Origin of the sequence: Protofrankia symbiont of Coriaria myrtifolia, from assembly GCF_900634755.1 — a bacterium.
In the GTDB taxonomy this organism is placed as follows: domain Bacteria; phylum Actinomycetota; class Actinomycetes; order Frankiales; family Frankiaceae; genus Protofrankia; species Protofrankia coriariae.
In genome coordinates, this window is the sequence record NZ_CAAAFS010000230.1 from 1 (window position 1) to 25,236 (window position 25,236).

The following is a 25,236-nucleotide window of genomic DNA, read 5'->3' on the forward strand; positions in this document are numbered from 1 at the left end:
CGGGATCTATCCGCAACGCCCAGGGCAGGTCGGTCGGGCGCCCGTAGAGCTCCTGGTTGAACCAGTTGCCGACCCGCCCGACGGCCTGGGCCAAGGCCAGGCCCGGGGCCGCCGCGTCGGCGAACAGGCCGAAGCCGACCCCGCGGCGCCGGCAGGCGAGCCACACGCCCAGTGCCCCGCCGGCGACCGCGCCCCAGATCCCCAGCCCGCCGTGCCAGACCCGCAGTATGTCGACCGGGTCCCCGCCGGCGCCGAAGTAGGCGTCCGGGCTGGTGACGACGTGGTAGACCCGCGCTCCGACGATGCCGAACGGGACGGCCCATCCGGCCACGTCGGTGGCGAGATAGGCCGGCTGGCCGCGCGCGCGCAGCCGCCGCCCGGTGATCACAGTCGCGATCACGATACCGACGATGATCGTAAGGGTGTAGCCCCGCAGCGGGACGGGGCCTACGTACAGGATGCCCGTCGAGGGGCTGGGAATCGCGGCTAGGACCACATAGGTCAAGCTATACCGCCCGTAACCTGGCCCTCGCCATGCCCCACATCACCGACCGTCACAAGAATCACCGTAAGTTACCAGCAGGCCATTATCAAGCGTCATCAAATACCACCAAACGTCACCGGACATCAGCAGCCATCAGCAGGCGTTACAATACGTTACAAGGCATGACAAAGGATGACAAATTGCCATAAAGCGTGCCTGTAACCGCGGCACCGGGCACGGACGGCGGGAACGGTGCGGGCGGCGAAACCGCCGGGGATCACCCCCGTGGCACGGACGGCTCGGGGCGGCGTACCCCGGTGGCGAGCCCGGTCACGATCCCCCGCAGCGCCACCTCCGCCTCCCCCGGATCCGCCCCGGCACGTTCGGCCTCCAGCAGCGCCTTGACCAGGGCCGATCCGACGATCACACCGTCGGCGAAGCCGGCGACCTCGGCCGCCTGTTCGGGTGTGCTCACACCGAGCCCGACGGCGACCGGCGTGTCGGTGACGGCCCGGAGCCGGCGGGTCAGGTCGGCCGCCTGCGCGCCGACCCGCTCCCTGGTCCCGGTCACTCCCATCAGGGACGCCGCGTAGATGAAGCCCTTGCTGACCGTGGCGACCCGCGCCAGCCGGGCGTCGGTCGAGCTCGGCGCGACCAGGAAGACGGAGTCGAGCCCGGCGTCGGCGGTGGCCGCAAGCCACGGGCCGGCCTCCTCGGGCGGCAGGTCCGGGGTGATCGCGCCGGCCCCGCCCGCGGCCGCGAGATCACGCGCGAACGCGTCGACCCCGTAGCGCTCGATCGGGTTCCAGTAGGTCATCACCAGCGCCGGCACGCCGGTGACGGCCACCGCCTCCACCGTGCGCAGGACGTCGGCGGTGGTGACCCCGCGGCGCAGGGCCGCGTCCGACGCGGCCTGGATCACCGGGCCGTCCATGGTCGGATCCGAGTAGGGCAGGCCGACCTCGACGACGTCCGCCCCGGCCTCGGCAAGGGCCCGCACCGCCGCGATCCCGCCGGCCACCGAGGGGAAGCCCGCCGGCAGGTAGCCGACCAGCACCGCCCGCCCGTCAGCGCGCGCCCTGGCAAAGACCTGGCTCAGCCGGCTCTGCTCGCTGGGCTCGCCGGCGAGACTCCGTTCATCCGAAAGACTTCGCACCCTGATCCGTTCCGTGATCCGTTCCGGCGGCGGCGGCCAGGCCGTGCCTGACGCCCGCCGCGCGGAGCTGGTTCGGCATGCTTCCGGTCGCTGGCGGTGTTCTCCCCCGCCAGTGATGGCGTTTTTCGTCGGTGACAGCGTTCCCGCCGGTGCTGGCCGTCAGAGGAGATCGAACCACTTCGCCGCGGTGTCGACGTCCTTGTCGCCCCGCCCCGAGCAGTTCACGACGACGACGGCGTCCGGGCCGAGATCCCGGGCGACGTCGAACGCGGCGGCGAACGCGTGCGCGCTCTCGATCGCGACCAGGATGCCCTCCAGCCGGGCCACCAGGCGCAGCGCGTCCATGGCGGCCTGGTCGTCGACCACCCCGTAGGTCGCCCGGCCCGTCTCGTGCAGCCAGGCGTGCTCGGGGCCGATGCCCGGATAGTCCAGCCCGGCCGAGATCGAGTGCGACACCTGCGTCTGCCCGTCGGCGTCCTGGAGAAGAAAGGTGCGCATGCCGTGCAGAACGCCGGGAGCGCCACCGGCGATCGCGGCCGCGTGCCGGCCGGTGGCCAGCCCGTCGCCGCCGGCCTCGGCGCCGATCAGGCGGACCGAGGTGTCATCGATGAACGGATGGAAGATCCCCATCGCGTTCGAGCCGCCGCCGACGCAGGCCACCACCGCGTCGGGCAGCCGGCCGACGCGCTCGAGCACCTGCGCCCGCGCCTCCACCCCGATGACCCGCTGGAAGTCGCGGACCAGCATCGGGAACGGGTGCGGCCCCATCACCGAGCCGATGCAGTAGTGGGTCGTGTCCACCGTGGCCACCCAGTCCCGCATGGCCTCGTTGATCGCGTCCTTGAGGGTGCGGCTGCCCGCGGCGACGGGGACGACCTCGGCGCCGAGCAGCCGCATCCGGGCGACGTTGAGCGCCTGCCGGGAGGTGTCCTCCTCGCCCATGTAGACCACGCAGTCCAGGCCGAGCAGCGCGCAGGCGGTGGCCGTGGCCACCCCGTGTTGGCCGGCGCCGGTCTCGGCGATCACCCGGGTCTTGCCCATCCGGCGGGTGAGCAGGCACTGGCCGAGCACATTGTTGATCTTATGGGAGCCGGTGTGGGCCAGGTCCTCCCGCTTGAGCAGGATGCGGGCGCCGCCGACGTGCGCGGTCAGCCGGGCCGCGTCCGTGAGCGCGGTGGGCCGGCCGGCGTACGTCGCGAGCAGCCCGTCCAGTTCGGCGGTGAAACCGGGATCGGCCCGCGCGGCCGCGTAGGCCTCGGTCAACTGGTCCAGCGCGGTGAACAGCGCCTCGGGGACGAAACGGCCGCCGAAACGGCCGAAGTGCCCGGCACTGTCGGGCACCGGGCTCACCGGCGCGGCATCCGCGTTGGCGAGCCCGGCGGCGGAGGTCACGGCGGAGGTCACGGCGTGACCCTATCGTCTCGGAGACGCGCCAGGCGCGGTGTGGTCAGCGACTGGTCAGCGACCGACCTTGGTGGCTGGATGCGCACCGGCGGTGACCAGATCCGCGACCGTCTGACGGGGATCCGTGCCGGTCACCGCGGCTTCCCCCACCAGGACCGCGTCGGCTCCGGCCGCGGCGTAGGCGAGCAGGTCGTGCGGCCCGCGTACGCCGGACTCGGCGACCTTGAGCACCCCTGGCGGCAGCAGCGGCGCCAGCCGGGCGAAGGTGTCGCGGTCGACGTCCAGCGTCCGCAGGTCACGCGCGTTGACGCCGATCAGCCGGGCTCCCGCGTCGACCGCCCGCGTGACCTCCTGCTCGTCGTGCACCTCGACCAGGGCGGTCATACCCAGCGACTCGACCCGTTCGAGCAGGCCGACCAGCCGGGGCTGCTCCAACGCCGCCACGATCAGCAGGACGATGTCGGCACCGTGCGCCCGCGCCTCGAAGACCTGGTAAGGGGAGATCACGAAATCCTTGCGCAGGAGGGGCACGTCCACCGCGACGCGCACGGCGTCCAGGTCGGCCAGCGACCCGCCGAACCGGCGCCGCTCGGTCAGGACGCTGATCGCCGCCGCGCCCGCCGTCTCGAACTGGGCCGCCAGCTCCGCCGGGTTGGCGATCGTGGCGAGCTCGCCCTTGGACGGGGAACGGCGCTTGACCTCGGCGATCACCGCGACTGCCCGGCTGCGCAGCGCCGCCAGCGCGTCCCTGGGATCAGGAACGCGCTCGACGCGTCGTTTCAGCGCTGCCAGGGGGGTCGCGACCTCCCGTTCGGCGAGGTCCGCACGGACCCCGTCAAGGATGTCGTCGAGAACGCTCATCGATCTGTGCCCGTGGCTGTCTCGGCCATGGCGCCGATGTTAGGCCAGGCGTGTGCGACAGGCATCCGCCCCCCGCCGAAGGGCTCGCGTGCTCACATCCGCCGGTTGCTCACCGGTTGACACAGGCCCGGCGGCGGTGAAACGAGGGAGCCGAAAAACCTTTGCACATCGGATACGCGGACGCCATGCCCACGTACCGTGATTGTCCGTTTGTTGGCTACCTGGAGGGAATGCTGCCGACCGTAAAGTAGCCGACACTCGGCAGTCCGCCCACCGCCGACCGGTTGCCGGCCCACCAGCGATCCGCCGCGGCGCCCTCTACGGCGCACCCGGTCGGCCAGACCCGGGATCAGGCCGGGGCCGGGATCAGGTCGGGTCGTCGCCGCGGTCGATGGCCTCCCAGGCGTCGACCGGCCGGGCCGCCGGGCTTCGGTAGCGGGCGGACAGCGCCGACCAGGTGCGCCCGCGCAGCGCGACGAGCAGCCCGCCGCCGGCGAGGAGCACGCCGCCGGCGGCGGCCAGCCACGGCGCGGCGGTGCGCCGCAGATCCCGCAGGTCGGCGGTGGCGCCGGGGGCGAGGTCACGCACCCGCGCGGTGGCCCGTGCCGCCGAGAGGGGATCGGCCGCGATCCGGCCGGCGACGACGGCAGCCGCCACTCCGGCGAGCAGGACGAGCACGCCGACGACCACCCGGCCGGCACGCCTGGTCGCGGCGATCGCCACCACCCCGGCGAGTCCCACCAGGCCCAGCCCGGCGAGGGCCGGGGCAAGTTCGGAGCCGCTCAGGCTGGCGGCAAGCGGCGCCGCGGCCGCCACCGGCTCGTCCGCCACCGTGGCGGCGACCCGCACCCGCACCCAGGTCGCCCCGACGGTGAGCAGCACCACCGCGGCGCCGAGCAGGCAGGCTGCCACCGCCACGGCCATCTCCCGCCGCCGGCCGGCGGCGGCCCGTCCACCCCCGGCCGCGGACGCGTCATGGTCCGCGGGAGCACCGGGAGCCGTGGTGTCGTGGGCCGCACGGGTGCCGTCGTCACGGTGCTCACCGGCGGTCGCGGACGGCGTCCGCGGTGGTGCTCCCCCGGTCATGTCGGCGGACGCAGCGACTCGGCGATCTCGATCGCCCGCAGCACCGCCGCCGCCTTGGTCCGGCTCTCGTCGTTCTCGGCCGCGGGGACGGAGTCGGCGACTATACCCGCGCCGGCCTGCACGTAGGCGACGCCGTCGCGCAGCACGGCGGTGCGGATGGCGATCGCGGTGTCCAGGTCACCGCCGAAGTCCAGGTAGCCGACCACGCCCCCGTACAGGCCCCGGCGGGTGGGCTCGAGGCTCTCGATGATCTCCATCGCGCGCACCTTCGGCGCGCCGGTGAGGGTGCCGGCGGGAAAGGTCGCCGTGAGGACGTCCACGGCCGACCGGTCCTCGGCGACCTCACCGATCACCGTGGACACGATGTGCATGATCTGCGAGAACCGCTCGACGGCGGCGAACTCGACCACCCGGACCGACCCCGGCGTGCAGACCCGGCCCAGGTCGTTGCGGACCAGGTCGACGAGCATCACGTGCTCGGACCGTTCTTTGGGATCGGCGAGCAGCTGCGCGGCGAGCTCGGCGTCCGCCTCCGGGGTGGCGCCGCGGGGGCGGCTGCCGGCGATCGGGTGCAGCAGCGCGCGGCGTCCGGTCACCGTCACGTGCGCCTCCGGCGAGGAGCCGATCACATCATGGTCGTCGAAGCGCAGCAGGTACATGTACGGGCTCGGGTTGGACGCCCGCAGCACCCGGTAGATGTCCAGGGCGGCGGCCGTCGTCCGCCGCTCGAAGCGCTGGGAGACCACGATCTGGAAGCACTCGCCGGCCCGGATCTCCTCGATGGCGGCCTCGACGGACGCCTCGAAACGCTCCGGTGGGGTTGCCGAGACGAAGTCCGCGATCGACAGCTTCGCCGGCACCCCGGTGCTGGCCACGGTCGGCTCGGTCGACTTGCACAGGCCGGCGGTCATGACCTCGAGCCGGTGCAGGGCGTCGTCGTAGGCCGCGTCCAGGTCGCCGCCGCCGCAGGTGAACACGTTGGCGATCAGCAGGCAGGAGCAGTCCCGGTGGTCGAAGACGGCCAGGTCGGCCGTGAGCATCATGCGCAGCTCGGCCATGCCCAGATCGTCCACGGCGGTCGCGGGCAGCCGTTCCACCCGTCGGATGATGTCGTACGACAGGTAGCCCACCAGCCCGCCGGTCAGCGGCGGGCCGTCGGGCAGCCGGGGTGCGCGCAACGTCGCCTGCGCCGCCCGCAGGATCTCCAGCGGGTCGCCGCCGGTGGGCAGCCCCGGCGGAGGGTCACCAGCCAGCCAGACCGCCGATCCGTCACGTTCGGTGAGAGTGGCCGCGGCCCGGACACCCACGAACGAATACCTCGACCACGCCTCGCCGTTCTCGGCGGACTCCAGCAGGAACGTTCCGGGGCCGCCGGCGAGCTTGCGGTAGATCCCGACCGGGGTCTCGCCGTCGGCGAGCAGGCGGCGGGTCACCGCGACCACCGGGTATTCGGCGGCCAGCTCGTGGAACCGCGAGCGACCGGGGCTGATCTCCCCTGTGGTCACGGCTGTGCTCCCCTCGCGGGTTCGGCGGCGTCCGCGCGCCGGGCGTCGCGGGCCCGTGGCGGATCGATGACGGTGACCGGCAGCCGCCGGCCGTCGAAACAGCTCCGGCTGCCGGTGTGGCAGGCCGGCCCCACCTGGTCGACCTGGACCAGGACGGTGTCCCCGTCGCAGTCCAGCGACACCGAGCGGACCAGTTGCAGGTTGCCGCTGGTGTCCCCCTTGACCCAGTACTCGCGGCGGCTGCGGCTCCAGTAGGTGGCCCGTCCGGTGGTCAGCGTCCGGCGCAGGGCCTCGTCGTCCATCCAGCCAACCATCAGCACCTCGCCGGTGTCGTACTGCTGGGCGACCGCCGGGAACAGGCCGGCGGCGTCACGTTTGAGCCGGTCCGCGATCGCGGGGTCCAGCTGGGGAGATGGGGCGGGCACGTGCCCATTGTGCCGCGCCTGACGGCCCGGCCATACCCGATAACGTTGCGCCAGCACGGCGCAGCGACCAGTCCAGCGTGACACACTGGCCAAATTCGGTGGGACGGGCGGACCAGACGCACCCGTTCGTCCAGCATCCGTCCAGTACCAACATCCGTCCGGTAGTTGTCAATTTGGCACGCGACCCGCCACGGTGACACTACGATCACTGCGTGATCCCGGTCAGACGAGTCGTCGCCGGCCTTCGAGCGCGGTCCGCCACCACGCCCGGCCTGCTCCGTCTGCTGTCGGCGGGTCTGCTCGGCGCGACGCTGCTGCTCTGGCTGACCGCGTTCGGCACCGGGCTGTCCCGCGCCGACGCGATCGACACCGTCAGGAACGACGCCGGGCCGTCGTTCGTCGCCGCGCAACGCATCCATGCCGATCTGTCGGTCGCGGACGCCACGGTTGCCCGCGCCTTCCTGGCCGGTGGAGTCGAACCCGTCGCGCAGCGCCGGGTCTACGAGGAGTCGGTGGCCTCCGCCTCCCGCCGCGTCGTCGACCTGGCCCGTACCGGCGGACCGCTCGAGGCGCGGGAGCCGCTGACCACCCTCGCCCGCGAGATTCCGACCTACACCGGCCTGGTGGAACGGGCCCGTACCAACAACCGGCTCGGCAACGTCGTCGGCGCGGCCTACCTTCGGCAGGCGTCCACGCTGATGCAGTACACGATCCTGCCGGCGGCCGACGCTCTGGCCGCTGTCGACGCCGGGCGGATCGACGCCTCCTACGACCGGGCCACCGCCTGGTACCACCCGGTGCTGGTCGCCCTCGCCGGGCTGGCGTGTCTGGCGGGCCTGGTCGCCGTGCAGGTGCTGCTGTACCGCCGCACGAACCGCGTGTTCAACCTGCCGTTGGTCGCCGCGACCGCGCTGGTCGCCGGCGTGCTCGGCTACACGCTCAGCGCCTTCGCCGCCGAACGGTCGGCGCTGCGGGACGGGCGTGACGACGCCTTCCAACCGATGACGCTCGTCGCGCAGGCACGTGGCCTCGGTCTTCGCGCCTGGGGCGACGAAAGCCTGGCGCTGATCGCCCGGGGTAACGGCACGCTGTTCGACCAGGACGCGGTGCGGGTCACTCAGCGTCTGGGCTACGACGAGTCCGGCCGGGCGTTGAACGACGCGCCGGCGGCTGGCACGACGTCAGGCGGCGCGACCGCGGACGAGGCGCTCGGCCCGCCGGTGCTGCCCGCCGTCGCCGCCGCGGGTGGGCCGGACGCACAGCCGCGGGCCGGCCTGGCCGGCGCCTGGGAGCAGTATCAGAAAACCAGCGTCCAGGTCCGGGCGGGAGCCGCGCAACCGGGCGGCTTCCAACAGGCCGTCAAACTCGCGCTCACCGACGGTACCGCCACGTTCGGACGGTACGACAGGACGGCCGACGCCGCGCTGACCGCGAGCGAGCGACGGTTCGCCGCCACGCTGGCCGACGCCTCGGACGACCTCGCCCCGGTAGCGGTCGCCGCGACCGTCGTTCTGGTCGGCGCCACCGCGCTGACCATCGCCGGATTCCAGGTCCGTATCAACGAATACCGCCGAGCGTGACACCAACCTGACACAAGGCTTACTCCGCCAGGATCGACAACCTACGATTGGCCCGTGGGAGTGATCTTGCGCCGGAAGCGCGCGAGGGCGAGGGGGCCGCGCACCGCGGCAGCGGCGGGGGTCGGGCATTACTGGCCGGGCTCGTCGCCTGCGGGAGCATCGGGGCGGGCCTGCCGGACGCCGCGCGACCGTTGCCGCCCCGAGCGACGTCGGCCGCGACCGCCGCGCCCACCGGCGGCGCGAATCCCGGTGCGCCGGCCGCTTCGCCACCCTCGCCGGCACCACCGCCGGCCAGCTGTGGCAACCCGACCGCCACCTGGCGTCCGCCGTCGCCGATGCCGGCGCCGGGAAGCGTCCCGACAACCCCGGCACTGCGTAGGATCTTCGATCGGGGCTATCTGATCGTCGGCGTCCGTCCGGACACCCCGCCGTTCGGCTCGGTGAACCCGGACACCGGCGAGTTCGAGGGCTTCGACGTCGACATCGCGAACCTCGTCGGCAGGTGGTTGTTCGGCGCGCCGAGGCACGTGCGGTTCCGTGCCATCACCGCCGCGCAACGGCTGCCGCTGGTCGCGCAGGGCGAGATCGACCTGTCCACCGGCTCGTTGACGGCGACCTGTGACCGGCTGCTCGAGGTCGACTTCGCCACCGTGTACTACATGACCGCGACCGGTCTGCTGGTGTCGCGCGACTCGAACTACCACAGCCTGGCGGACCTCGGCGGCAGGAAGGTGTGCGCCGCGTCCGGCACCACGTCGCTGCAGGCGATCGAGAACGAGCCGTCGCACCCGATCCCCTACCCGGTGTCGAACGTCGCCGACTGTCTGATCGCGCTGCAGGACGGCGAGGTCGAGGGCATCGTCAACGACGAGATGGTGCTGGCGGGCCTGGCGGCGCAGGACCCGCGGACCCACGTCGTCAACGCCGACCGGTTCGACCAGCCGATCACCGCGGGGGTGAGCAAGGACAACCCCGACCTGACCGCGTTCGTCAACGGTGTGCTCGAGCGGGCGTTCGCCGACGGCACCTGGGCCCAGATCTTCGACCGCTGGCTGGACCGCACCGTCCCGGCGCCGCCGACCCCGGTCTACCGAAACTAGGCTGCCGTGGCACCCGGTCGGCTCGACGCCGTGGACGTCACGCTCACCCGGTTGGAGGCGAGCAGCGCGACGCTGGCCCGCTCGCTGCTCGACCTGGACGCGCGGGCTGCCCGCGTGCTGCCGGCCCCGGCTGCCACGGCGAGCGCGCCGGGCAGCCAGACCGCGATGTACGCCGGCCGGGCGCGCGACCGGCTGGACTGGTTATGGGACCGGTTCACCACGCTGTCCGAGGTGCTGACCAGGGCACGGACGCTACGCACCGGCGGGCCGCGACCGCGCAGGACGGAGGAACTCGAAGCCCTGCTGCACCGGGCGTCGGTGCCGCGCAAACCGCCCCCACCACACGCCGACCCAGCCGCCGCGGGCGGTGGCGTGGACGATGGCGATGGCGATGGCGGTGGCGTGGGCGCGGGCGGCCCCGTCGGTGCTGTGGCCGGCATCTCGATCCATCCCGAGGAGCTGCTGGTCGGCACCGCCGAGACGGTGGCCGCCGCGAACGCCGACCTCGACCTGCTCGAGACCGCCCGGTCCGGCAGCCTCGCGACGCTGGCCGCCGCCGAGCGCGAACTCGCCGAGCTGACGGCGGCGCTCCAGCGGATCGGGCTGGGCTCCGGCTCCGTCGCCGAGCTGGCAGCCGCCAGGACGAGCGTGTCGTCGCTGGCGGCGAGCGTCGCCAGCGACCCGATGGCGGTGACGCCGGCCGAACCGGCCGAGACTGCCGACCGGGTCCGCCTGGCCCGCGACGCCGTCGACGAACTGTGCCGGCAACACGACTCGCTGCCCGACGAGCTGCGCGCGGCCAGCGAGCTGCTCGCCGAGATCGTCTCGGCTGCCGCCGCGGCCGAGCGGGCGACGGCGACCGTCGTCACGCGGGTGACCGGTACCGACACCGGCCTGCTGCGGCTGGCGGACGGCTGGCTGGACGACCCACAGCGGGGCCTGCGCCCGTGGCTGGAACGTCTCGACCGCCGTCAGGCCACCGGCGACTGGCTGCGGGCCAGCCGCGGGCTCACCGCCTGGCGCGGTGTCGCCACCTCGGCGCTGGCCACCGCCCGGCGAGCCGCCGAGGTGAACGCCGCACCGCTGAACCGACGCGGCGAGCTGCGCGGGCTGCTGCGCGCGCTGCACGCGAAGGCGGTACGCCACGGCGTGGCGGAGGCGCCGGATCTCGATGTCGTCTTCCAGCGAGCGCGGGAGACGCTCTACACCTCGCCGGTCGATCTCGACGCGGCCACCGAGCTTGTGATGTCGTACGCCGCGAAACTGGTCGGCCACACCGACCTCGAGGAGCCGACGCGATGAGACAGCAGTCGAGCCCGACGGCGTCGTCCGCCGGGCTCCGGTGCCAGGAGCCGGGATGCGGCGGCACAGTCCAGCCGGACGGGTTCTGCGACGAGTGCGGGACCGCTCCCTCCCCCGCCTCGGCGCCCGGCACGCCAGGATCCGGGCCGTCCGTCCTGTCGGCGTCCTCCCTGTCGGCGTCGTCGCGGCAGCAGCCGTCGCCCCAGGCCCCGGTGTCGTCGAGCTCCACCCCGTCGCTGGCCTCGTCCCGCGCCTCGCGGGCCGGCCGGACCAGGGGCTCGAAGCCGGCCAGGCCGTCGGTGCGCCGGCTCGGCGCCGGGCTGGTGCAGGTGCCCGAGACAACCATGCCGGACCCGGCCCTGCTGGTACAGGCCAACCCGGTGGTGCCCGAGAACAAGCGGTTCTGCCACAGGTGCGAGAAGCCGGTGGGGCGCAGTCGGCAGGGGCGGCCGGGCCGCACGACCGGCTTCTGCGCCCACTGCCAGCAGCCGTTCTCGTTCGCCTCGGGGTTGCGCCCTGGCGACAGGATCGGCCCCCCGGTGAGCTCCAGCGACAGGACCCCCCGCTACGAGGTGATGGGCGCGATCGCCCACGGCGGCCAGGGCTGGATCTACCTGGCCCTCGACCACAGCGTGGAGGGCCTGCGGGTCGTGCTCAAGGGGCTGCTCGACGCCGGAGACGCCGGCGCCCGCGCCGCCGCCATCGCCGAGCGGCGCTTCCTCGCGTCCGTCGACCACCCGACGATCGTCAAGATCCACACGTTCGTCGAGCACGCCGGGACCGGCTACATCGTGATGGAGTATGTCGGCGGGACGTCACTGCGCGAGCTGCTCAAACGGCGCCGCGCGGCGCGCGGCCAGCCGGACCCGCTGCCAGTGGCCGAGGCGATCTCCTACCTGCTCGCGGTGCTGCCGGCGTTTGCCTACCTGCACCGCAACGGTCTGCTGTTCTGCGACTTCAAGCCGGACAACGTGATGCTCGGGCAGGACACCCTCAAGCTCATCGATCTCGGCGCGGTCCGCCGGGCCGACGACGTCAGCAGCGACGTCTACGGCACGCCGGGCTACCAGGCGCCGGAGGTCGGCGACCAGTTCCCGTCGGTCGCCTCCGACCTGTACACGCTGGGACGCACGTTGGCCGTGCTGATCCTGGACTTCCGTGGCAACACCTCCACGTACAAGCACTCGTTACCGCCGCCGGACGACCACCCGCCGCTGCGCCGCTACGACTCGCTGCACCGCTTCCTGCTGAAGGCCACCGCGTCCTCGCCGGACGACCGGTTCGCCAGCGCCGACGAGATGCACGACGAGTTGCTGGGCGTGCTGCGCGAGGTCGTGGCTGCCGAACGTGGCACGCCGGCACCCGCCCCGAGCCGGCGGTTCACCGGCGACACCCACCCGACCGGCGAGAACCCGGACGGCAGCCTCGGTGCTGCCGGCGCTGCGGGTCGACCCCGACGATCCGGCCGCCAGCACGCTCGCCGCGCTGCCGGACGCCGACCCTGCCACCCTCGCCGAACTGCTGGCGGCGATCCAGCCGGTCACCGTCGAGGTGCGGCTGCGGCTGGCCCGCGCCCAGCTCGAAGCCGGCCGGTACGAACAGGCCCGCCGGACGCTCGACGCGATCGAGGACGAGGACCCGTGGGACTGGCGGGTCGGCTACTACCGCGGCCTGGTTGCGCTGGCCGACGGCGACGTCGCCACCGCGCGTGCCGAGTTCGACGGCGTCTACAGCGAGGCGCCGGGCGAGCTCGCACCCAAGCTCGCGCTGGCGCTCGCCGCCGAGGTCGACGGCGACACGCGCTACGCCGAGCGGATGTACGACGTGGTGTCGAGCACCGACGACTCGTTCACCAGCGCGGCGTTCGGGCTGGCCAGGGTGCGGACGGCGGCCGGGGACCGGCAGGGCGCCGCCGACGCCTACCGGCAGGTGCCACCGACGTCGGCGGCCTACCTCGACGCCCAGGTCAGACTTGCCCGGCTGTTGGGAACGGTGACGGCCGCCGGCTCGCCCGACGGAGCCGGGCTGATCGAGGCGTCGGCTATCCTCGGCCGGCTCGACCTGGACCCGGCCCGGCGCGTCGCGCTGGAACGTGACCTGCTGGCCGCCGCCGTCGACCTGGTGGGCTCCGGCGCCGTCGCGCCGGACGACACGGTGACGGTGGTCGGCCGAGCGCTGCACGGGGAGGACCTGCGGTTCGGGCTTGAGGCTGCCTACCGGGAGCTGGCGCGGCTGGCGCCCACCGTCGACGACCGCTACTTCTACGTCGACGAGGCGAACCGGATCCGGCCGAGGACTCTGACGTGAATCCGCGCCCGGACGTCGACGACGTCGTGACCGCCAGCCCGGTCACCGCGGACCCGGTCGACGACGACACCGTGGACGACCGCACCGTGGACGACGGCGCGATCCGGTGCCCACGGTGCGCCGCGGTGGCATTCGCCACCGACTCCTACTGCGAGGCGTGCGGCACCTTGCTGCGCGCCCCCGAGCCGTGCCAGAGCTGTGGCGCGGCCGAGTTCGACGGCGACGGCTTCTGCACGACCTGCGGGACGCACCGGGACCCCGGCGCGGCGGGTGCGCCCGGCCGACAACCGCCTCCCGACCGGGTCGAAACCGACCTCGGCCGGATCGCGGGGGTCAGCGACCGGGGTCTGGCGCACCGGGACAACGAGGACGGGATGGGCATGGCGCTGAAGCCGTGGCCGGTCGCCGTGGTCTGCGACGGTGTGTCGAGCGCGCCCGGCTCCGGCCCGGCGGCGCGGGCGGCGGCCACGGTCGCCGTCGAGTCGCTGGTCGCAGCCGCGGCCGCGGCAGCCGACGCCGGACGCGGGCCACTGGCCGCGGCCCCGCGGCAGGTTGGCGCGGACGCTCTGGTCACCGCCGCCGCGGCCGCCCAGCGGGCGGTGCTGGAGCAGCCGATCACCGCCCCCGACACCACGCCGGCGTGCACGTTCGTGGCCGCGGTCGTCGTCGACGGCGTGCTGTCCGTCGGCTGGCTCGGCGACAGCCGGGTGTACCTGCTCGGTGCCGACGGCCCGGTGCGGCTCACGGCCGACGACACGCTCGCCGCGCAGGCCGCACGCGCCGGTCTCATCCCGGCGGAGGCTGTCGAGACGGCGCCGGAAGCGCACACGATCACCCGTTGGCTCGGCCACGACAACGACGGCGACGTGGTCCCGCAGGTCGGTTCCACGCGGCTGACCGGTCCCGGCCGGGTGGTGGTGTGCAGCGACGGACTGTGGAACTACACCTCGGACCCGCGGCTGCTCGCCGCCCACGTGGCCTCGGCCGGCACCGGTGCGGCGCCGATCGACGTCGCCCGGCACCTGATCGACGTCGCCCTACGTGCCGGTGGACACGACAACGTCACCGTCGTCGTCCTTGATGTACCTGACGACCTCACACCTGGAGACTTCGATGGTCACGTTCAGCAGTGACGTCAGCCAGAACGAGTACCTGAGCGAGGGCGCCACCGATGTCCACGCGGTGGTGACGGTCAACGCGGTGGCGGACGAGGCCGGGGCCGGGGCTGTGCCCGGCGGCCCGACCGGCGCGGGCCAGGTCGGCGCGGGCCCCGGCACCGCGGAAGTGATCATCATAGACTCCTCCGGATCGATGGGCGGCAAGAAGATCATCGAAGCCCGGCAGGCGGCCGCCGTCGCGATCGACACGCTGCCCGACGGCGTGGCGTTCGCGGTGGTGTCGGGTGACAGCTCTGCCCGGGTCGTCTATCCGACGAGCGGAACCGGTCTCGCCGAGGCGTCGGCGGCGACCAGGTCGGCGGCGAAGGACGCGGTGCGCGGCGTCCAGGCGGACGGCGGCACAGCCATCGGTCAGTGGCTGACGCTGACCCGCTCGCTGATGACGACCCGGCCCGGCGCGGCCCGGCACGCCATCCTGCTCACCGACGGTCAGAACGGGGAGAGCGAGCAGGTCTTCGCCGCCGCGCTCGCCCAGTGCGAAGGCGTGTTCCAGTGCGACTGCCGAGGGGTGGGCGCCGACTGGAGGGTGTCCGAGCTGCGTCGGATCGCGAGCCTGCTGCTCGGTTCGGTGGAGCTGCTGCGGACTCCGGAACAGATGGCGGACGACTTCCGGGCGGTGGTCGCCGCGGCCACCGCCCGTGCCGTTCCCGACGTGACGTTACGGCTGTGGACGCCCAGGGGCGCGACCGTCCGGTTCCTGCGGCAGGTCTACCCCGAGGTCGACGACCTGACCGGCCGCGGCAGCGACGTCGACGAGCGGATCCGCGACTACCCGACCGGCGCCTGGGGCGCCGGCACCCGCGAATACCACCTGTGCGTCGACGTCGTGCCCGGCCCGGTCGGTACCAGGAAGCTCGCCGCCAGGGTGACCCTCGTCGCCGACGACACCAGGCTGTCCGAATCCCTCGTCCTCGCCGTCTGGACGGACGACGCCGACCTGTCGACCCGGATCAACGGCAAGGTCGCCCACTACACCGGCCAGGCGGAGCTGGCGCAGGTGATCCAGGAGGGCATCGAGGCGAGGACACGGGGCGACGAGGCCACCGCCGCCACCAAACTGGGCCGGGCGGCGCAGCTTGCCGCCGAGACCGACGACGAGGGCACGCTCAGACGTCTGGCCAGGGTGGTCGACATCGACGACCCGGCGACCGGGCAGGTACGCCTCAGGCGCAACATCGACGCGCTGGACGAGATGGACCTGGACGTGTCGTCCACCAAGACGGTGCCGGCGAAGCGATGAGCGTCCGCTGTCAGGAAGGGCACCTGTCGCGGACCCACGACTGGTGCGACCAGTGCGGCATCCCGATCGCCGCCGAGTCGCCGCCGCCAAAGCCGGGCGTCGTCCTCTACGAGCCGGGACCGTCGCAACCGGCCGACGCGGCGGCACAGCCGACCGGATCCGTGCCCGGTGTGCGCGACCCCTCAGGACGGTGACGACCGTTTCTGCGAGACCTGCGGCTACGACTTCGTCACAGGCACGCCGGCCGCCCCGCCCGCGGCCGTACCCGTGGCGGTGTCAGACCCCCAGCAGCCAGATCTTCACCCGGTGCCGGACGGCCCGGCGACCGGCGGCCCCGTGACGTCGCTGCCGGCGCCGGGCAACGCGCCGAGCGGCTGGGAGGCGGAGGTCGCGCCGGACTGGGCGTTCTTCGACCGCGGTTCGGAGGAGGGCGTGTCGTTTCCGGCGACCGTCGTCACCCGCGTGCTCGAACTGCGCGGCTCGCGCTCGCTCATCGGCCGGCAGAGCCGTTCCCGCGGCTACTACCCTGACGTCGACCTGTCGGTGGCGCCCGAGGACAGAGGAGTCTCGCGCACCCACGCGATGCTCGACCACCCGCCGGACGGCATGCTGACCGTCACCGACCTGGGATCGTCCAACGGCACCTACCTCGATGACGAACCGGCGCCGCTGGCCCGCGGCGTGGCCATCCCGCTGCATGACGGATCACGCATCTACGTCGGCTCGTGGACCCGCATCACGATCCGGCGCCGATAGGCACGCTTCCCTCGTCACAGCGGTGGCGAGGAACCACATGGTGGCGAGGAACCACGGGATGCCGTCCCACACCTGTACGGCCCGGACGACGAAAAGCACGTCATCGCGACGGCCACCGCCGGAGCAGTGAAGATCGCGTCAGCGTACCCGGCGACACACTCGCGCCGATCTTCTCCGGGGCATGGCCTCCCTGTCACGGGCCGCCGGTGCCGGCCGCCCACGAGGCGTGCAGGCGCTGGTACACGCCGGGGAGCGCGACCAGCTCCGCGTGGGTGTCCTGTTGGACGATCCGGCCGGCGTCGACGACGACGAGGTCCGCGGACTCGGCCGTGGACAGCCGGTGGGCGATCGTGACCGACGTCCGCCCACGGGTGATCTCGCGCAGCGCACCGGCCAGCCGCACCTCGGTCGCCGGATCCACCGCCGACGTCGCCTCGTCGAGGACGAGCAGGTCCGGAGCGGCAACCTGGGCGCGGGCGAGCGCCACCAGCTGGCGCTCGCCCGCGGCCAGCAGGCCGCCGCGCTCACCGACGCGGGTCCGCACACCGTCGGTGAACCCGCTGATCCAGTCGGCGAGCCCCAGCGCGTCGAACGCGCCCATGACATCACTGTCAGTGGTATCCGGGCGTCCGTAGCGGACGTTGTCGGCGATGCTCGCGTCGAAGAGGAACCCCTCCTGCGGGAGCATCACGACCCGCCGGCGCAGCGCGGCGAACCGCACCCGCGCCAGCGGCACCCCGGCGACGAGCACCTGGCCGGCGGTCGGATCCGTCAGGCGGACGAGCAGCCTGGCGAGCGTGGTCTTGCCCGACCCGGTCTCGCCGACCACCGCGACCCGGCTGCCGGCCGCGATCCACAGGTCGACGCCGCACAGCACGGGCGGACCGCCCGGATAGGCGAACGAGACCCGCTCGAAGCACACCGACAGCGGGCCGGCGGGCAGCTGACGCCCGTCCGGGCCGGGGTCGGGCACGTCGCGGGGGGTGTCCAGCACGTCCAGGACGCGGTGCAGGCCGGCGAGGGCGCCCGCGCCCTCGTTGAGCATCTCGGTCAGCGTCTGCAACGGCACCACGAACAGCGTCACCAGGAAGAGGAAGGCCACCAGCCGCCCGGCGCTGAGATGGCTGCCCACCCCGAGCAGCACCCCGCCGACCACCACCGCGCCGGTGGCGCCCGCCGCCACCAGCTCCCCGGCGGAGAAGACCATGGCGACCAGGCGCTGCGCGGCCGTCTGCGCCGAGCGGTACCGGTCGACGGCGGTGTCCACCCGGGCCGCCGTACGCGCCTGGACACCGTAGGCGCGCACCACCGCCGCGCCGACCACCGACTCCGAGATCGCACCCAGCATGTCCCCGACCCGTTCCCGCACGGTCAGGTACCGCCTGGCGACCCGCGGCTGGAAGCGCCACACCACCACGGCCATCGGGACGAAACAGGCGTATACGACGATGGTCAGCGGCCAGGAGTACACCGCCATCAGCGCGGTCGCGATCATCATCTGCCCGGCGGAGAGCAGCAGCACCATGCCGCCGAACTGCAGGAACTGCGACATCTGGTCGACGTCGCTGGTCACCCGGGAGGTCAGCGTCCCGCGCCGCTGCCGCGCCTGGGCCAGCACGGACATCTCGTGGATGTGCCGGAACGCCCGCACCCGCATGGTCGCCAGGGCCGCCTCCGACGCCCGGTACAGCCGGACGTTCATCCGGTAGGCCGCCAGCGCCGTCACCACGATCGCCACGGCCGCGGCCACCACCGCGTGGCGCACCACGGCAGGGTCCGGCCGGCCGGCCAGCAGGCCACGGTGGACGGTCTGCTGAACGGCGATCGGGATCACCACCCGTCCCACGGTCGCGACCGCGGCAAGGGCCAGCGTCACGGGCAGGCCGGCGGTGAGCTCCGGCGCGAGCCGGCGGATCCGGCCCACCGTGGCCCACAGCGACTCCCGGGACCGCGGGGGCGGGGCCGCTGTCCGCGCCTGCGCCGGGGCCCGCGCCGGATCACCGCCCGGATCCCAGCCCGGATCACCGCCCGAATCACGAGGTGTGGGCACGACGGCGGCGCTCACCACGCCAGCCCGACGTCACCAACCGTGCCCGCCCGTGCCGCTGACCGGTGCGCGCTCATCGCGGCAGCCCCGCGTCCTCGGACCGGCCGCCGTCCACATCCGCCAGGTCATACGCGGACAGCAACGCCGCGTAACCAGGCGTGGTGACCATCAGTTCACGATGGCTGCCGCGCCCGGCGACCCGTCCCCGTTCCAGGTAGACGACGTCGTCGGCGAGCTCGATCGTCGCCCGCCGGTGCGCGACGACAACCACCGTGGACGCGCCCGCCCGCGCCCGTAGACCCGCGATGATCGCCGACTCGACCCGCGGGTCGACGCTGGACGTCGCGTCGTCGAGCACCAGCAGGCGGGGCCGGCGGACCAGCGCGCGGGCCAGCGCGATCCGCTGCCGCTGACCACCCGAGAGCGTCGTGCCCCGCTCTCCGACCTGCGTGTCCAGCCCGGCGGGCAGCGCGGCGACGAAACGGTCCGCCTGGGCCCGGGCGAGCGCGTCCCGGACCGCCTCGTCGTCCACCGCGAGGCCGAGGGTGACGTTGGCGCGGACGGTGTCGTCGAACAGGAACGCCTGCTGGGGGACGAGGGCCGCCACCGCGGCGACCTCGTCGCGCGCGAGCTCCGCCAGGTCGACCCCGTCCACCCGGACCGTTCCGGTGTCGGGGTCGTACAGCCTGACCAGCAGGCCGGCCAGCGTCGACTTGCCCGCGCCGGTCCGCCCCACCAGCGCCACCACCCGGCCCGCCGGCACCTCGAAGCTCACCTTCTCCAGCGCCGGACGCTCCAGCGCCGGACGCCGCGCGAACGGCCGCGGATAGGCGTAGGAGACGGCGTCCACCGCCAGCGCCACCGGCGCGCGCCCCGGCACGGCCGTCGAGCCGAAACACTGGTCGTCGCGCGCCCGCAGCACCGTGCTCACCCGGCGGTGACCGACAACCGACCTGGGCAGCTCGCCGAACACCCAGCCGATCGCCCGCAGCGGGAAGGCCAGCAGCGTGAACAGGTAGGCGACCCGCACCAGCTCCCCGACCTCCAGGCTGCCCGCGGAGATCCGGGCCGTCCCGACCAGCAGGACGACCAGCACGCCGATGTTGGGCAACGCGTCCATCACCGGGTCGAACAGCCCCCGGACCTGCCCGGCGCGCACCATCGCCGCGCGCAGCTCGTCCGCCTTGCGGGCGAACCGGGTCGTCTCGTCGGCCTCCCGGCCCATCGTCTTGACCACCAGCGCGCCGTCGAAGGACTCGTGCGCGAGCCCGCTGACCTCCGCCCGCAGCTGCTGGGCGCGGGCGAGCAGCGGGGAGATCTTCCGGCCATCGATGATGTTGACAGCGCCGAAGGCCGGGAAGACGACACATCCCACACCGGCGAGCAACGGGTCGGTGACGATCAGCACCACCAGGGCGAAGACCAGCGTACCCAGCACCCCCACCGCGAACGGCAGCGGGAGGACCGGCGCCCAGCTCGCCTCGACGTCGGCATTCGCGTTCGACAGCAACAGGCCGGTCGGATGGCGCTGGTGCCAGGACAGCGGCAGCCGCAGGTACTGCCGGATGACGCGGCGACGATAGGCGGCCTGCAACCGGTAGGTCATCACGCCGCCGCCGAGCCGGCGTACGAACATCCCGACGGCCCGCCCCACCCCGACCGTGAACAGGACCGCCGCGGCCAGCACGAGGCCGCCGACACCGGCCCGGCCGGTCGCGAAGGACGGCAGCACGACCCTGTCGACGACCTCGCCGAGCACCACCGCGCTCGCCACCATCATGAAGCCGAACAGGCCGCTGCCGACGACCGCGACGACGAACGTACCCGGCTCGTCCCGGATCCCCGAACCGAGGATGGCCAGCCCCCGGCGGATGACGGCGGGTGAGCCCGCGGAAGGCGGCGCCCCCACCACGTCCGCGTCCGCCGTGTTCGTTGCCGGGGCATCCGCTTTCGGGGCAACGCCCACATGCGCGGACGCCGACGAGGGCGAGGGAGCCGCAGGCGCGGACACAGACGAGCGCGAGGGATCCGTGGGAGCGGAAGTCCTGGACGCCGGTGCTCTCGCGGCCGCCACCATGTCCGGTTCCGCGGCTGTCAGCGCCTTCGCGTGGCTCGGGGCTGCCTGCGCGTGGTTCGGGGCGTGTTCGGGCACGGTTCTCCCCTCCGCTGCTCACCACGGCCGCGCCGCTCACCGCTGGCCTGCTCACCGCTGACGCTGCGCTCACCACGGCAGCCGGCCCCGGTCGACACCGCCGGGACGCATTCACCTCGACGACGCCGCGCACCACAACGTCTTCTGCCGGCGCCACACTCTCCCGAAGTCATCACCCGCCGGAATCGCCACCCGACGCAATCATCGCCCGGCGGGTGACGTCCGGTCCATGCGCGCACAGCGCACACGACGACCCGTATACGACATCTGGCGTACGTCGGCTCGCATACGCCAGCTACTGTGCGCAACGGCTACCGCGTGGTGACTGACCCACATCGGCATCGTCCACCCGCGAGGTGTCCGGCAGACGGCCGTGAGCTGACGGGTGCCCAGCAAACATCCAGCAAACCGGTGCGCCCAGCGGGCTGGCCCGCTCAGCGAAACGCCGCGCCCGGGATCGCCGTCCCCAACGGCACGATCTGCCCGCTGACGGACCCGGGGCGTTCAGCGCGCCGCCGCGCCCGGCCGGACCGGCGCGTTCAGCGGACCGGCACCGCGGCGGCGCGCAGCGCGTCCTTGACCGCGCCGATACGCAGGTCACCGAAATGGAAAACGCTCGCGGCGAGCACCGCGTCGGCGCCGGCGGCGACCGCCGGGGCGAAGTCCGCCAGCCGTCCCGCCCCGCCGCTGGCGATGACGGGCACGTCCACGACCGCGCGCACCGCGGCGATCATCTCCAGGTCGTAGCCGTCCCTGGTCCCGTCGGCGTCCATCGAGTTGAGCAGGATCTCCCCGGCGCCGAGCTTCACCGCCCGCGCCGCCCAGGCGACCGCGTCGATGCCCGTGCCGGTACGGCCGCCGTGGGTCGTCACCTCGAACCGGGGCGTGCCGTGGCCCGAGGTGCCCACCGAGTCCGAGGTGCCCACCGAGTCCGGGGAGCCCGGGGAGCCCGGGGCTCGGGTCCGGCGGGCGTCCACCGACAGCACGATGCACTGGCTGCCGAACCGCAGCGCGCACTCGCGGACCAGCTCCGGACGGGCGACCGCGGCGGTGTTGATGCCGACCTTGTCGGCGCCGGCGCGCAGCAACCGGTCGACATCATCGACCGTGCGTACGCCGCCACCGACCGTCAGCGGGATGAAGACCTGTTCGGCGGTACGCCGGACCACGTCGTAGGTGGTCTCACGGTTCCCGCTGGACGCGGTGATGTCGAGGAAGGTCAGCTCGTCGGCGCCCTCGGCGTCGTAGAGCTTCGCCATCTCCACCGGGTCGCCGGCGTCCCGCAGGTCGGTGAAGTTCACACCCTTGACCACCCGGCCGGCGTCGACGTCCAGACACGGGATCACCCGGACGGCGACGGTCACCGGACTCGCGCGGGCCCGCCGGCGGCGGCCGCCAGCGCCTCCGGCAGGGTGAACGCCCCCGCGTAGAGCGCCTTGCCGACGATGGCGCCCTCGACGCCCGGCACGCCCGCGATGGCCACCAGGTCGTCCAGCGACGACACCCCGCCGCTGGCGACCACCGGCCGGGACGTGGCGGCGGTGACGGTACGCAGCAGGTCGAGGTTCGGCCCGGTGAGGGTGCCGTCCCGGTGGACGTCGGTGACCACATAGCGGGTGCAGCCGTCGGCGTCCAGCCGGGCGAGGACGTCGAACAACTCGCCGCCGTCACGGGTCCAGCCGCGGGCGGACAGGGTGGTGCCGCGGACGTCGAGGCCGACGGCGATCCGGTCGCCGACCCGGTCGATCGCCGCGCGCACCCAGTCGGGGTTCTCCAGCGCGGCCGTGCCGATGTTCACCCGGGCCGCACCGGTCGCCAGCGCCGCGTCCAGGGAGTCGTCGTCACGGATCCCGCCGGAGACCTCCACGGCCACGTCGACCGACCGCACCACCTCGGCGATCAGGTCACGGTTCGAACCCCGGCCGAAAGCCGCGTCGAGGTCGACGAGGTGAATCCACTCGGCGCCGTCGTGCTGCCAGGCCAGCGCGGCCTCGCGGGGATCGCCGTAGGAGGTCTCGGAACCGGCCCTGCCCTGGACGAGCCGGACGGCACGGCCGTCGGCGACGTCCACGGCAGGAAGAAGGATCAGCGCCACACCGCACACCCTACGGGCCCCCTGGCCGGCGGGTGTCCGGCGGTGCCGCCGGTGCGGGCGTCGCCGGCGCGGGTGGTGCCCGGCCGGGCTCGCGACAGCGGTCTGGCCGGTTACACCCGGTCTGGCCGATTACCGCAGTCTCCGGTTGCCGCAGCCCGGGTACCACAGCCCGGTTACTGCAGTACGGCCACGAGGTCGAGGTCGATCGCCTGGTATCGGGCGACCGCACCCTTGCCCTTGCTGATGCCGAACGCGTGCCGGTCGGTCCGCGCGGTGGCCTGGAAGCGCACCTCGCCGTTGGTCGGCTCGGCCGCCGTGATGGTCAGTTCCACCGGGCGGGAGACCCGCTGCACCGTCAGGGTGCCGGAAAGGGTCCAGCTGCCCGAGGACTCCACGAGCCGTTCGGAGACGAAGGTGATGTCCGGGTAGGTCTCGACGTCCAGGAAGCCCGGCTCCCGCAGATGCCTGTCCCGGGTGCTGCTGGCGGTGTCCAGGCTGGTCGCGTCGACCACGGCACGCACGGTGGACTTGTCCAGCGGGTCGGCGACGACGATCGAACCCTCCCGGACGGCCAGGGCCCCGACCACCTTGAGCAGGCCGAACAGCCCACGCGTGGTGAAACGCACAGTGGACCGGGCCGGATCGACACGGTAGGCGCCCGCCCGGGGCGCGGTCACTCCCTGTGAGAATACTGTCCGTTCTGTCATGCTCTTCCTCCTTGACCGAGCTGGGCTCTGTGCCGGGCGGCGCCGGAGCGGCACGATCGCCGGTGGCGTGACGACATCGGTTTCGTCACGAACCGTTCGTACCTGGGTCCGAAACGGTCCACTGACATTCACGGAAAAATGACACTTGTCGAAAAATGTCAGAAACACGGCGACAGCCCAGCCCCAGCGCTCGTCACTGGAAGTAGCATCCTGTGGCCCGAACGGCACTCCTCCTCACCGGCACGATAAGCGACTGCCACTCCATCCGAAAGCTCCAGCCACGATCCGTGCCCACCGAGCGGCGCACCCACCACGGTCAGGTCGAAGAAGCACGGGCTCTTGGGACGAACCGGACCAGTTGTGCCGCATGCTTCCGTGGCCGGCGCCGCTGGCACTGCCCCGTTCGGGGCCCAACTGGCGCTGCCCCGTTCGGGGCCCAGATGGCACTGCCCCTGGTGGTGCGGCTGTTTCCGCACCGCGCCGGGCGCAATGTCCCGACCGGATCAGCCCTCGGCGAGAGATGCTTGTTGCGTCAGGCCAAGGGCCACCGGTCGGGCCGCGCGTCCCCGGGCAGAGGCGGGGATGCGTCGACCACCGGCGGATGAGGAGGACCGTGAACCCGTTCCGTTCCCTGTCCGTGCGCAACTTCCGGCTCTTCGCGTCCGGCCAGCTCCTGTCGGTCGCGGGGACGTGGATGATGGTCGTCGCCCAGGACTGGCTGGTGCTCGAGCTGACCGACGACTCCGCGAGCGCGCTCGGTATCGTGACCGCGCTGCAGTTCACTCCGTCGCTGCTGCTGACGCTGCTCGGCGGCCGGCTCGCCGACCGGTACGACAAACGGCTGCTGCTCACCGTCGCCAACCTCGCCTCCGGGATGCTGGCGCTCGGGCTCGCCGTGCTGGTGCTCACCGATGGTGTCGTGCTGTGGCACATCCAGCTGTTCGCGTTGGCGCTGGGCGTGGTGAACGCCGTCGAGATGCCGACCCGGCTGGCGTTCGTCAGTGAGATGGTCGGCCCCGAGTTGCTGCCGAACGCCTCGGCGCTGAGCGCCGCGTACTTCAACGTCGCCCGGGTGGCCGGGCCGGCGCTCGCCGGCCTGCTGATCGCCGCGTTCGGCACCGGCCCGGTGATGGTGGTCAACGCGGTGAGCTACCTGGGCACCGTGGTGGGCCTGCGCATGATGCGGCCCGCGGAGCTGCACCGGGTCACCCGGCCGGCCACGGGCACGCGGATTGTGGACGGGCTGCGTTACCTCGCGTCCCGGGAGGATCTGACGCTGCCGCTGGCGCTGGTCGCCGCCGTCGGCCTGTGCGCGATGAACTTCCAGCTCACGCTGCCGCTGCTGGCCAGGACGGTGTTCCACACCGACGCGGCGGCGTTCGGGCTGCTCACCACCGCGTTCGCCGCCGGTTCGCTGCTCTCGGCGCTGGTGACGACCGGGCGGCGCGGCCGGCCGGCGGCCGGGCTGGTGACCGGCGGGGCGTTCGGCCTCGGCCTGGTGATGACGCTGACCGGCTGGGCCCCGACGTTCGCGACCGCCGCGGTGGGCCTGTTCGCCACCGGCTTCGGGGCGATCTTCTTCGCCCAGGCCGCGAACCATCGCATCCAGCTGGGCAGCGATCCGACCTTCCGGGGACGGGTGATGTCCGTCTACACGACCATCATGATCGGATCGACCCCGCTCGGCTCCCTGTGGGTCGGCTTCCTCTCGGAACGGCTCGACGCCCGCGCCGGGCTGTGGTTCGGCGGCATCGTGACGATGATCGCCGCCGCCACCGTCCACGCCGTCTCCCAGCGCGCTCAGGCCCGCCAGGCATCCGAAACCCTCCAGGCCCCCCAGACCATCCAGCC

At 73.2% G+C, this 25,236-nt stretch carries 21 protein-coding genes and 1 pseudogene; 10 read left to right on the forward strand and 12 right to left on the reverse strand.

All coding sequences use genetic code 11. The annotated features are described in order from the left end of the window. The 7 genes from CM1CMNOD_RS12925 to hisI all read right to left on the reverse strand — a co-directional run. The coding region (locus tag CM1CMNOD_RS12925) for a prolipoprotein diacylglyceryl transferase family protein (protein WP_207387493.1) at positions 1–496 on the reverse strand (496 nt) is incomplete at its 3' end. A 265-nt stretch (positions 497–761) separates the two neighbouring features. Beyond that, positions 762–1,640 (reverse strand): tryptophan synthase subunit alpha, encoded by an 879-nt coding sequence (gene trpA, locus CM1CMNOD_RS12930; protein ID WP_013874059.1) that lies wholly within the window; start codon positions 1,638–1,640, stop codon positions 762–764. A 159-nt stretch (positions 1,641–1,799) separates the two neighbouring features. After that, complete coding sequence (gene trpB / locus CM1CMNOD_RS12935) at positions 1,800–3,044, reverse strand: tryptophan synthase subunit beta (protein WP_013874060.1); 1,245 nt, start codon at positions 3,042–3,044, stop codon at positions 1,800–1,802. 54 nt (positions 3,045–3,098) lie between these two features. Then, on the reverse strand, positions 3,099–3,905 hold the full coding sequence (gene trpC / locus CM1CMNOD_RS12940) for an indole-3-glycerol phosphate synthase TrpC (protein WP_013874061.1): 807 nt from the start codon (positions 3,903–3,905) through the stop codon (positions 3,099–3,101). A gap of 366 nt (positions 3,906–4,271) precedes the next feature. After that, positions 4,272–4,991 carry a Trp biosynthesis-associated membrane protein gene (locus tag CM1CMNOD_RS12945; protein WP_013874062.1) on the reverse strand — a complete coding sequence of 240 codons (720 nt, stop codon included), beginning with the start codon at positions 4,989–4,991 and terminating at the stop codon, positions 4,272–4,274. Next, entirely contained in the window at positions 4,988–6,496 is a 1,509-nt protein-coding gene (locus tag CM1CMNOD_RS12950; RefSeq protein ID WP_013874063.1) for an anthranilate synthase component I, read from the reverse strand. The genes CM1CMNOD_RS12945 and CM1CMNOD_RS12950 overlap by 4 nt, the downstream gene beginning before the upstream one ends. After that, a complete protein-coding gene (gene hisI, locus CM1CMNOD_RS12955) occupies positions 6,493–6,921 on the reverse strand; it encodes a phosphoribosyl-AMP cyclohydrolase (RefSeq protein ID WP_050803532.1) in 429 nt (142 codons plus the stop codon). The genes CM1CMNOD_RS12950 and hisI overlap by 4 nt, the downstream gene beginning before the upstream one ends. Before the next feature lie 212 nt (positions 6,922–7,133). Between hisI and CM1CMNOD_RS12960 the strand changes: the two genes are divergently transcribed. From CM1CMNOD_RS12960 to CM1CMNOD_RS12995, 9 genes and pseudogenes are all read left to right on the forward strand, one after another. Continuing rightward, positions 7,134–8,501: a hypothetical protein gene (locus CM1CMNOD_RS12960; protein WP_013874065.1), complete on the forward strand. Its 1,368-nt coding sequence runs from the start codon at positions 7,134–7,136 to the stop codon at positions 8,499–8,501. 47 nt (positions 8,502–8,548) lie between these two features. Continuing rightward, a complete protein-coding gene (locus CM1CMNOD_RS12965) occupies positions 8,549–9,601 on the forward strand; it encodes a glutamate ABC transporter substrate-binding protein (RefSeq protein ID WP_013874066.1) in 1,053 nt (350 codons plus the stop codon). Between the two features lie 6 nt (positions 9,602–9,607). Next, the gene (locus CM1CMNOD_RS12970; RefSeq protein WP_013874067.1) at positions 9,608–10,903 is read left to right on the forward strand and encodes a hypothetical protein; all 1,296 of its coding nucleotides are present in this window, start codon (positions 9,608–9,610) and stop codon (positions 10,901–10,903) included. 344 nt (positions 10,904–11,247) lie between these two features. Continuing rightward, positions 11,248–11,991: pseudogene (locus CM1CMNOD_RS24075) on the forward strand (protein kinase domain-containing protein); the annotation flags it as partial. A 340-nt stretch (positions 11,992–12,331) separates the two neighbouring features. Then, on the forward strand, positions 12,332–13,210 hold the full coding sequence (locus CM1CMNOD_RS24080; protein ID WP_347403395.1) for a tetratricopeptide repeat protein: 879 nt from the start codon (positions 12,332–12,334) through the stop codon (positions 13,208–13,210). Then, positions 13,207–14,343 carry a PP2C family serine/threonine-protein phosphatase gene (locus CM1CMNOD_RS12980; RefSeq protein ID WP_013874069.1) on the forward strand — a complete coding sequence of 379 codons (1,137 nt, stop codon included), beginning with the start codon at positions 13,207–13,209 and terminating at the stop codon, positions 14,341–14,343. The genes CM1CMNOD_RS24080 and CM1CMNOD_RS12980 overlap by 4 nt, the downstream gene beginning before the upstream one ends. Further along, positions 14,324–15,628: a VWA domain-containing protein gene (locus CM1CMNOD_RS12985; RefSeq protein ID WP_013874070.1), complete on the forward strand. Its 1,305-nt coding sequence runs from the start codon at positions 14,324–14,326 to the stop codon at positions 15,626–15,628. The genes CM1CMNOD_RS12980 and CM1CMNOD_RS12985 overlap by 20 nt, the downstream gene beginning before the upstream one ends. Further along, on the forward strand, positions 15,625–15,822 hold the full coding sequence (locus tag CM1CMNOD_RS12990) for a hypothetical protein (protein WP_013874071.1): 198 nt from the start codon (positions 15,625–15,627) through the stop codon (positions 15,820–15,822). Before CM1CMNOD_RS12985 ends, CM1CMNOD_RS12990 begins: the two co-directional genes overlap by 4 nt. Next, positions 15,797–16,384 carry an FHA domain-containing protein gene (locus CM1CMNOD_RS12995; protein WP_013874072.1) on the forward strand — a complete coding sequence of 196 codons (588 nt, stop codon included), beginning with the start codon at positions 15,797–15,799 and terminating at the stop codon, positions 16,382–16,384. Before CM1CMNOD_RS12990 ends, CM1CMNOD_RS12995 begins: the two co-directional genes overlap by 26 nt. A gap of 193 nt (positions 16,385–16,577) precedes the next feature. On the opposite strand, the gene CM1CMNOD_RS13000 is transcribed toward CM1CMNOD_RS12995, so the two are convergent. The 5 genes from CM1CMNOD_RS13000 to CM1CMNOD_RS13020 form a co-directional block, all read right to left on the reverse strand. After that, entirely contained in the window at positions 16,578–18,452 is a 1,875-nt protein-coding gene (locus tag CM1CMNOD_RS13000; RefSeq protein WP_013874073.1) for an ABC transporter ATP-binding protein, read from the reverse strand. A gap of 52 nt (positions 18,453–18,504) precedes the next feature. Further along, the gene (locus tag CM1CMNOD_RS13005; RefSeq protein ID WP_131772599.1) at positions 18,505–20,508 is read right to left on the reverse strand and encodes an ABC transporter ATP-binding protein; all 2,004 of its coding nucleotides are present in this window, start codon (positions 20,506–20,508) and stop codon (positions 18,505–18,507) included. 614 nt (positions 20,509–21,122) lie between these two features. Beyond that, positions 21,123–21,947: an imidazole glycerol phosphate synthase subunit HisF gene (hisF, locus tag CM1CMNOD_RS13010; RefSeq protein ID WP_013874075.1), complete on the reverse strand. Its 825-nt coding sequence runs from the start codon at positions 21,945–21,947 to the stop codon at positions 21,123–21,125. Then, complete coding sequence (gene priA, locus CM1CMNOD_RS13015; protein ID WP_043603659.1) at positions 21,944–22,678, reverse strand: bifunctional 1-(5-phosphoribosyl)-5-((5-phosphoribosylamino)methylideneamino)imidazole-4-carboxamide isomerase/phosphoribosylanthranilate isomerase PriA; 735 nt, start codon at positions 22,676–22,678, stop codon at positions 21,944–21,946. The genes hisF and priA overlap by 4 nt, the downstream gene beginning before the upstream one ends. A 173-nt stretch (positions 22,679–22,851) precedes the next feature. Beyond that, a complete protein-coding gene (locus tag CM1CMNOD_RS13020; RefSeq protein WP_013874077.1) occupies positions 22,852–23,385 on the reverse strand; it encodes a YceI family protein in 534 nt (177 codons plus the stop codon). A gap of 601 nt (positions 23,386–23,986) precedes the next feature. Here CM1CMNOD_RS13020 and CM1CMNOD_RS13025 point away from each other — a divergent pair. Further along, positions 23,987–25,236, forward strand: a 1,250-nt coding sequence (locus CM1CMNOD_RS13025) for an MFS transporter (RefSeq protein ID WP_131774003.1), incomplete at its 3' end; no start/stop codon positions are given.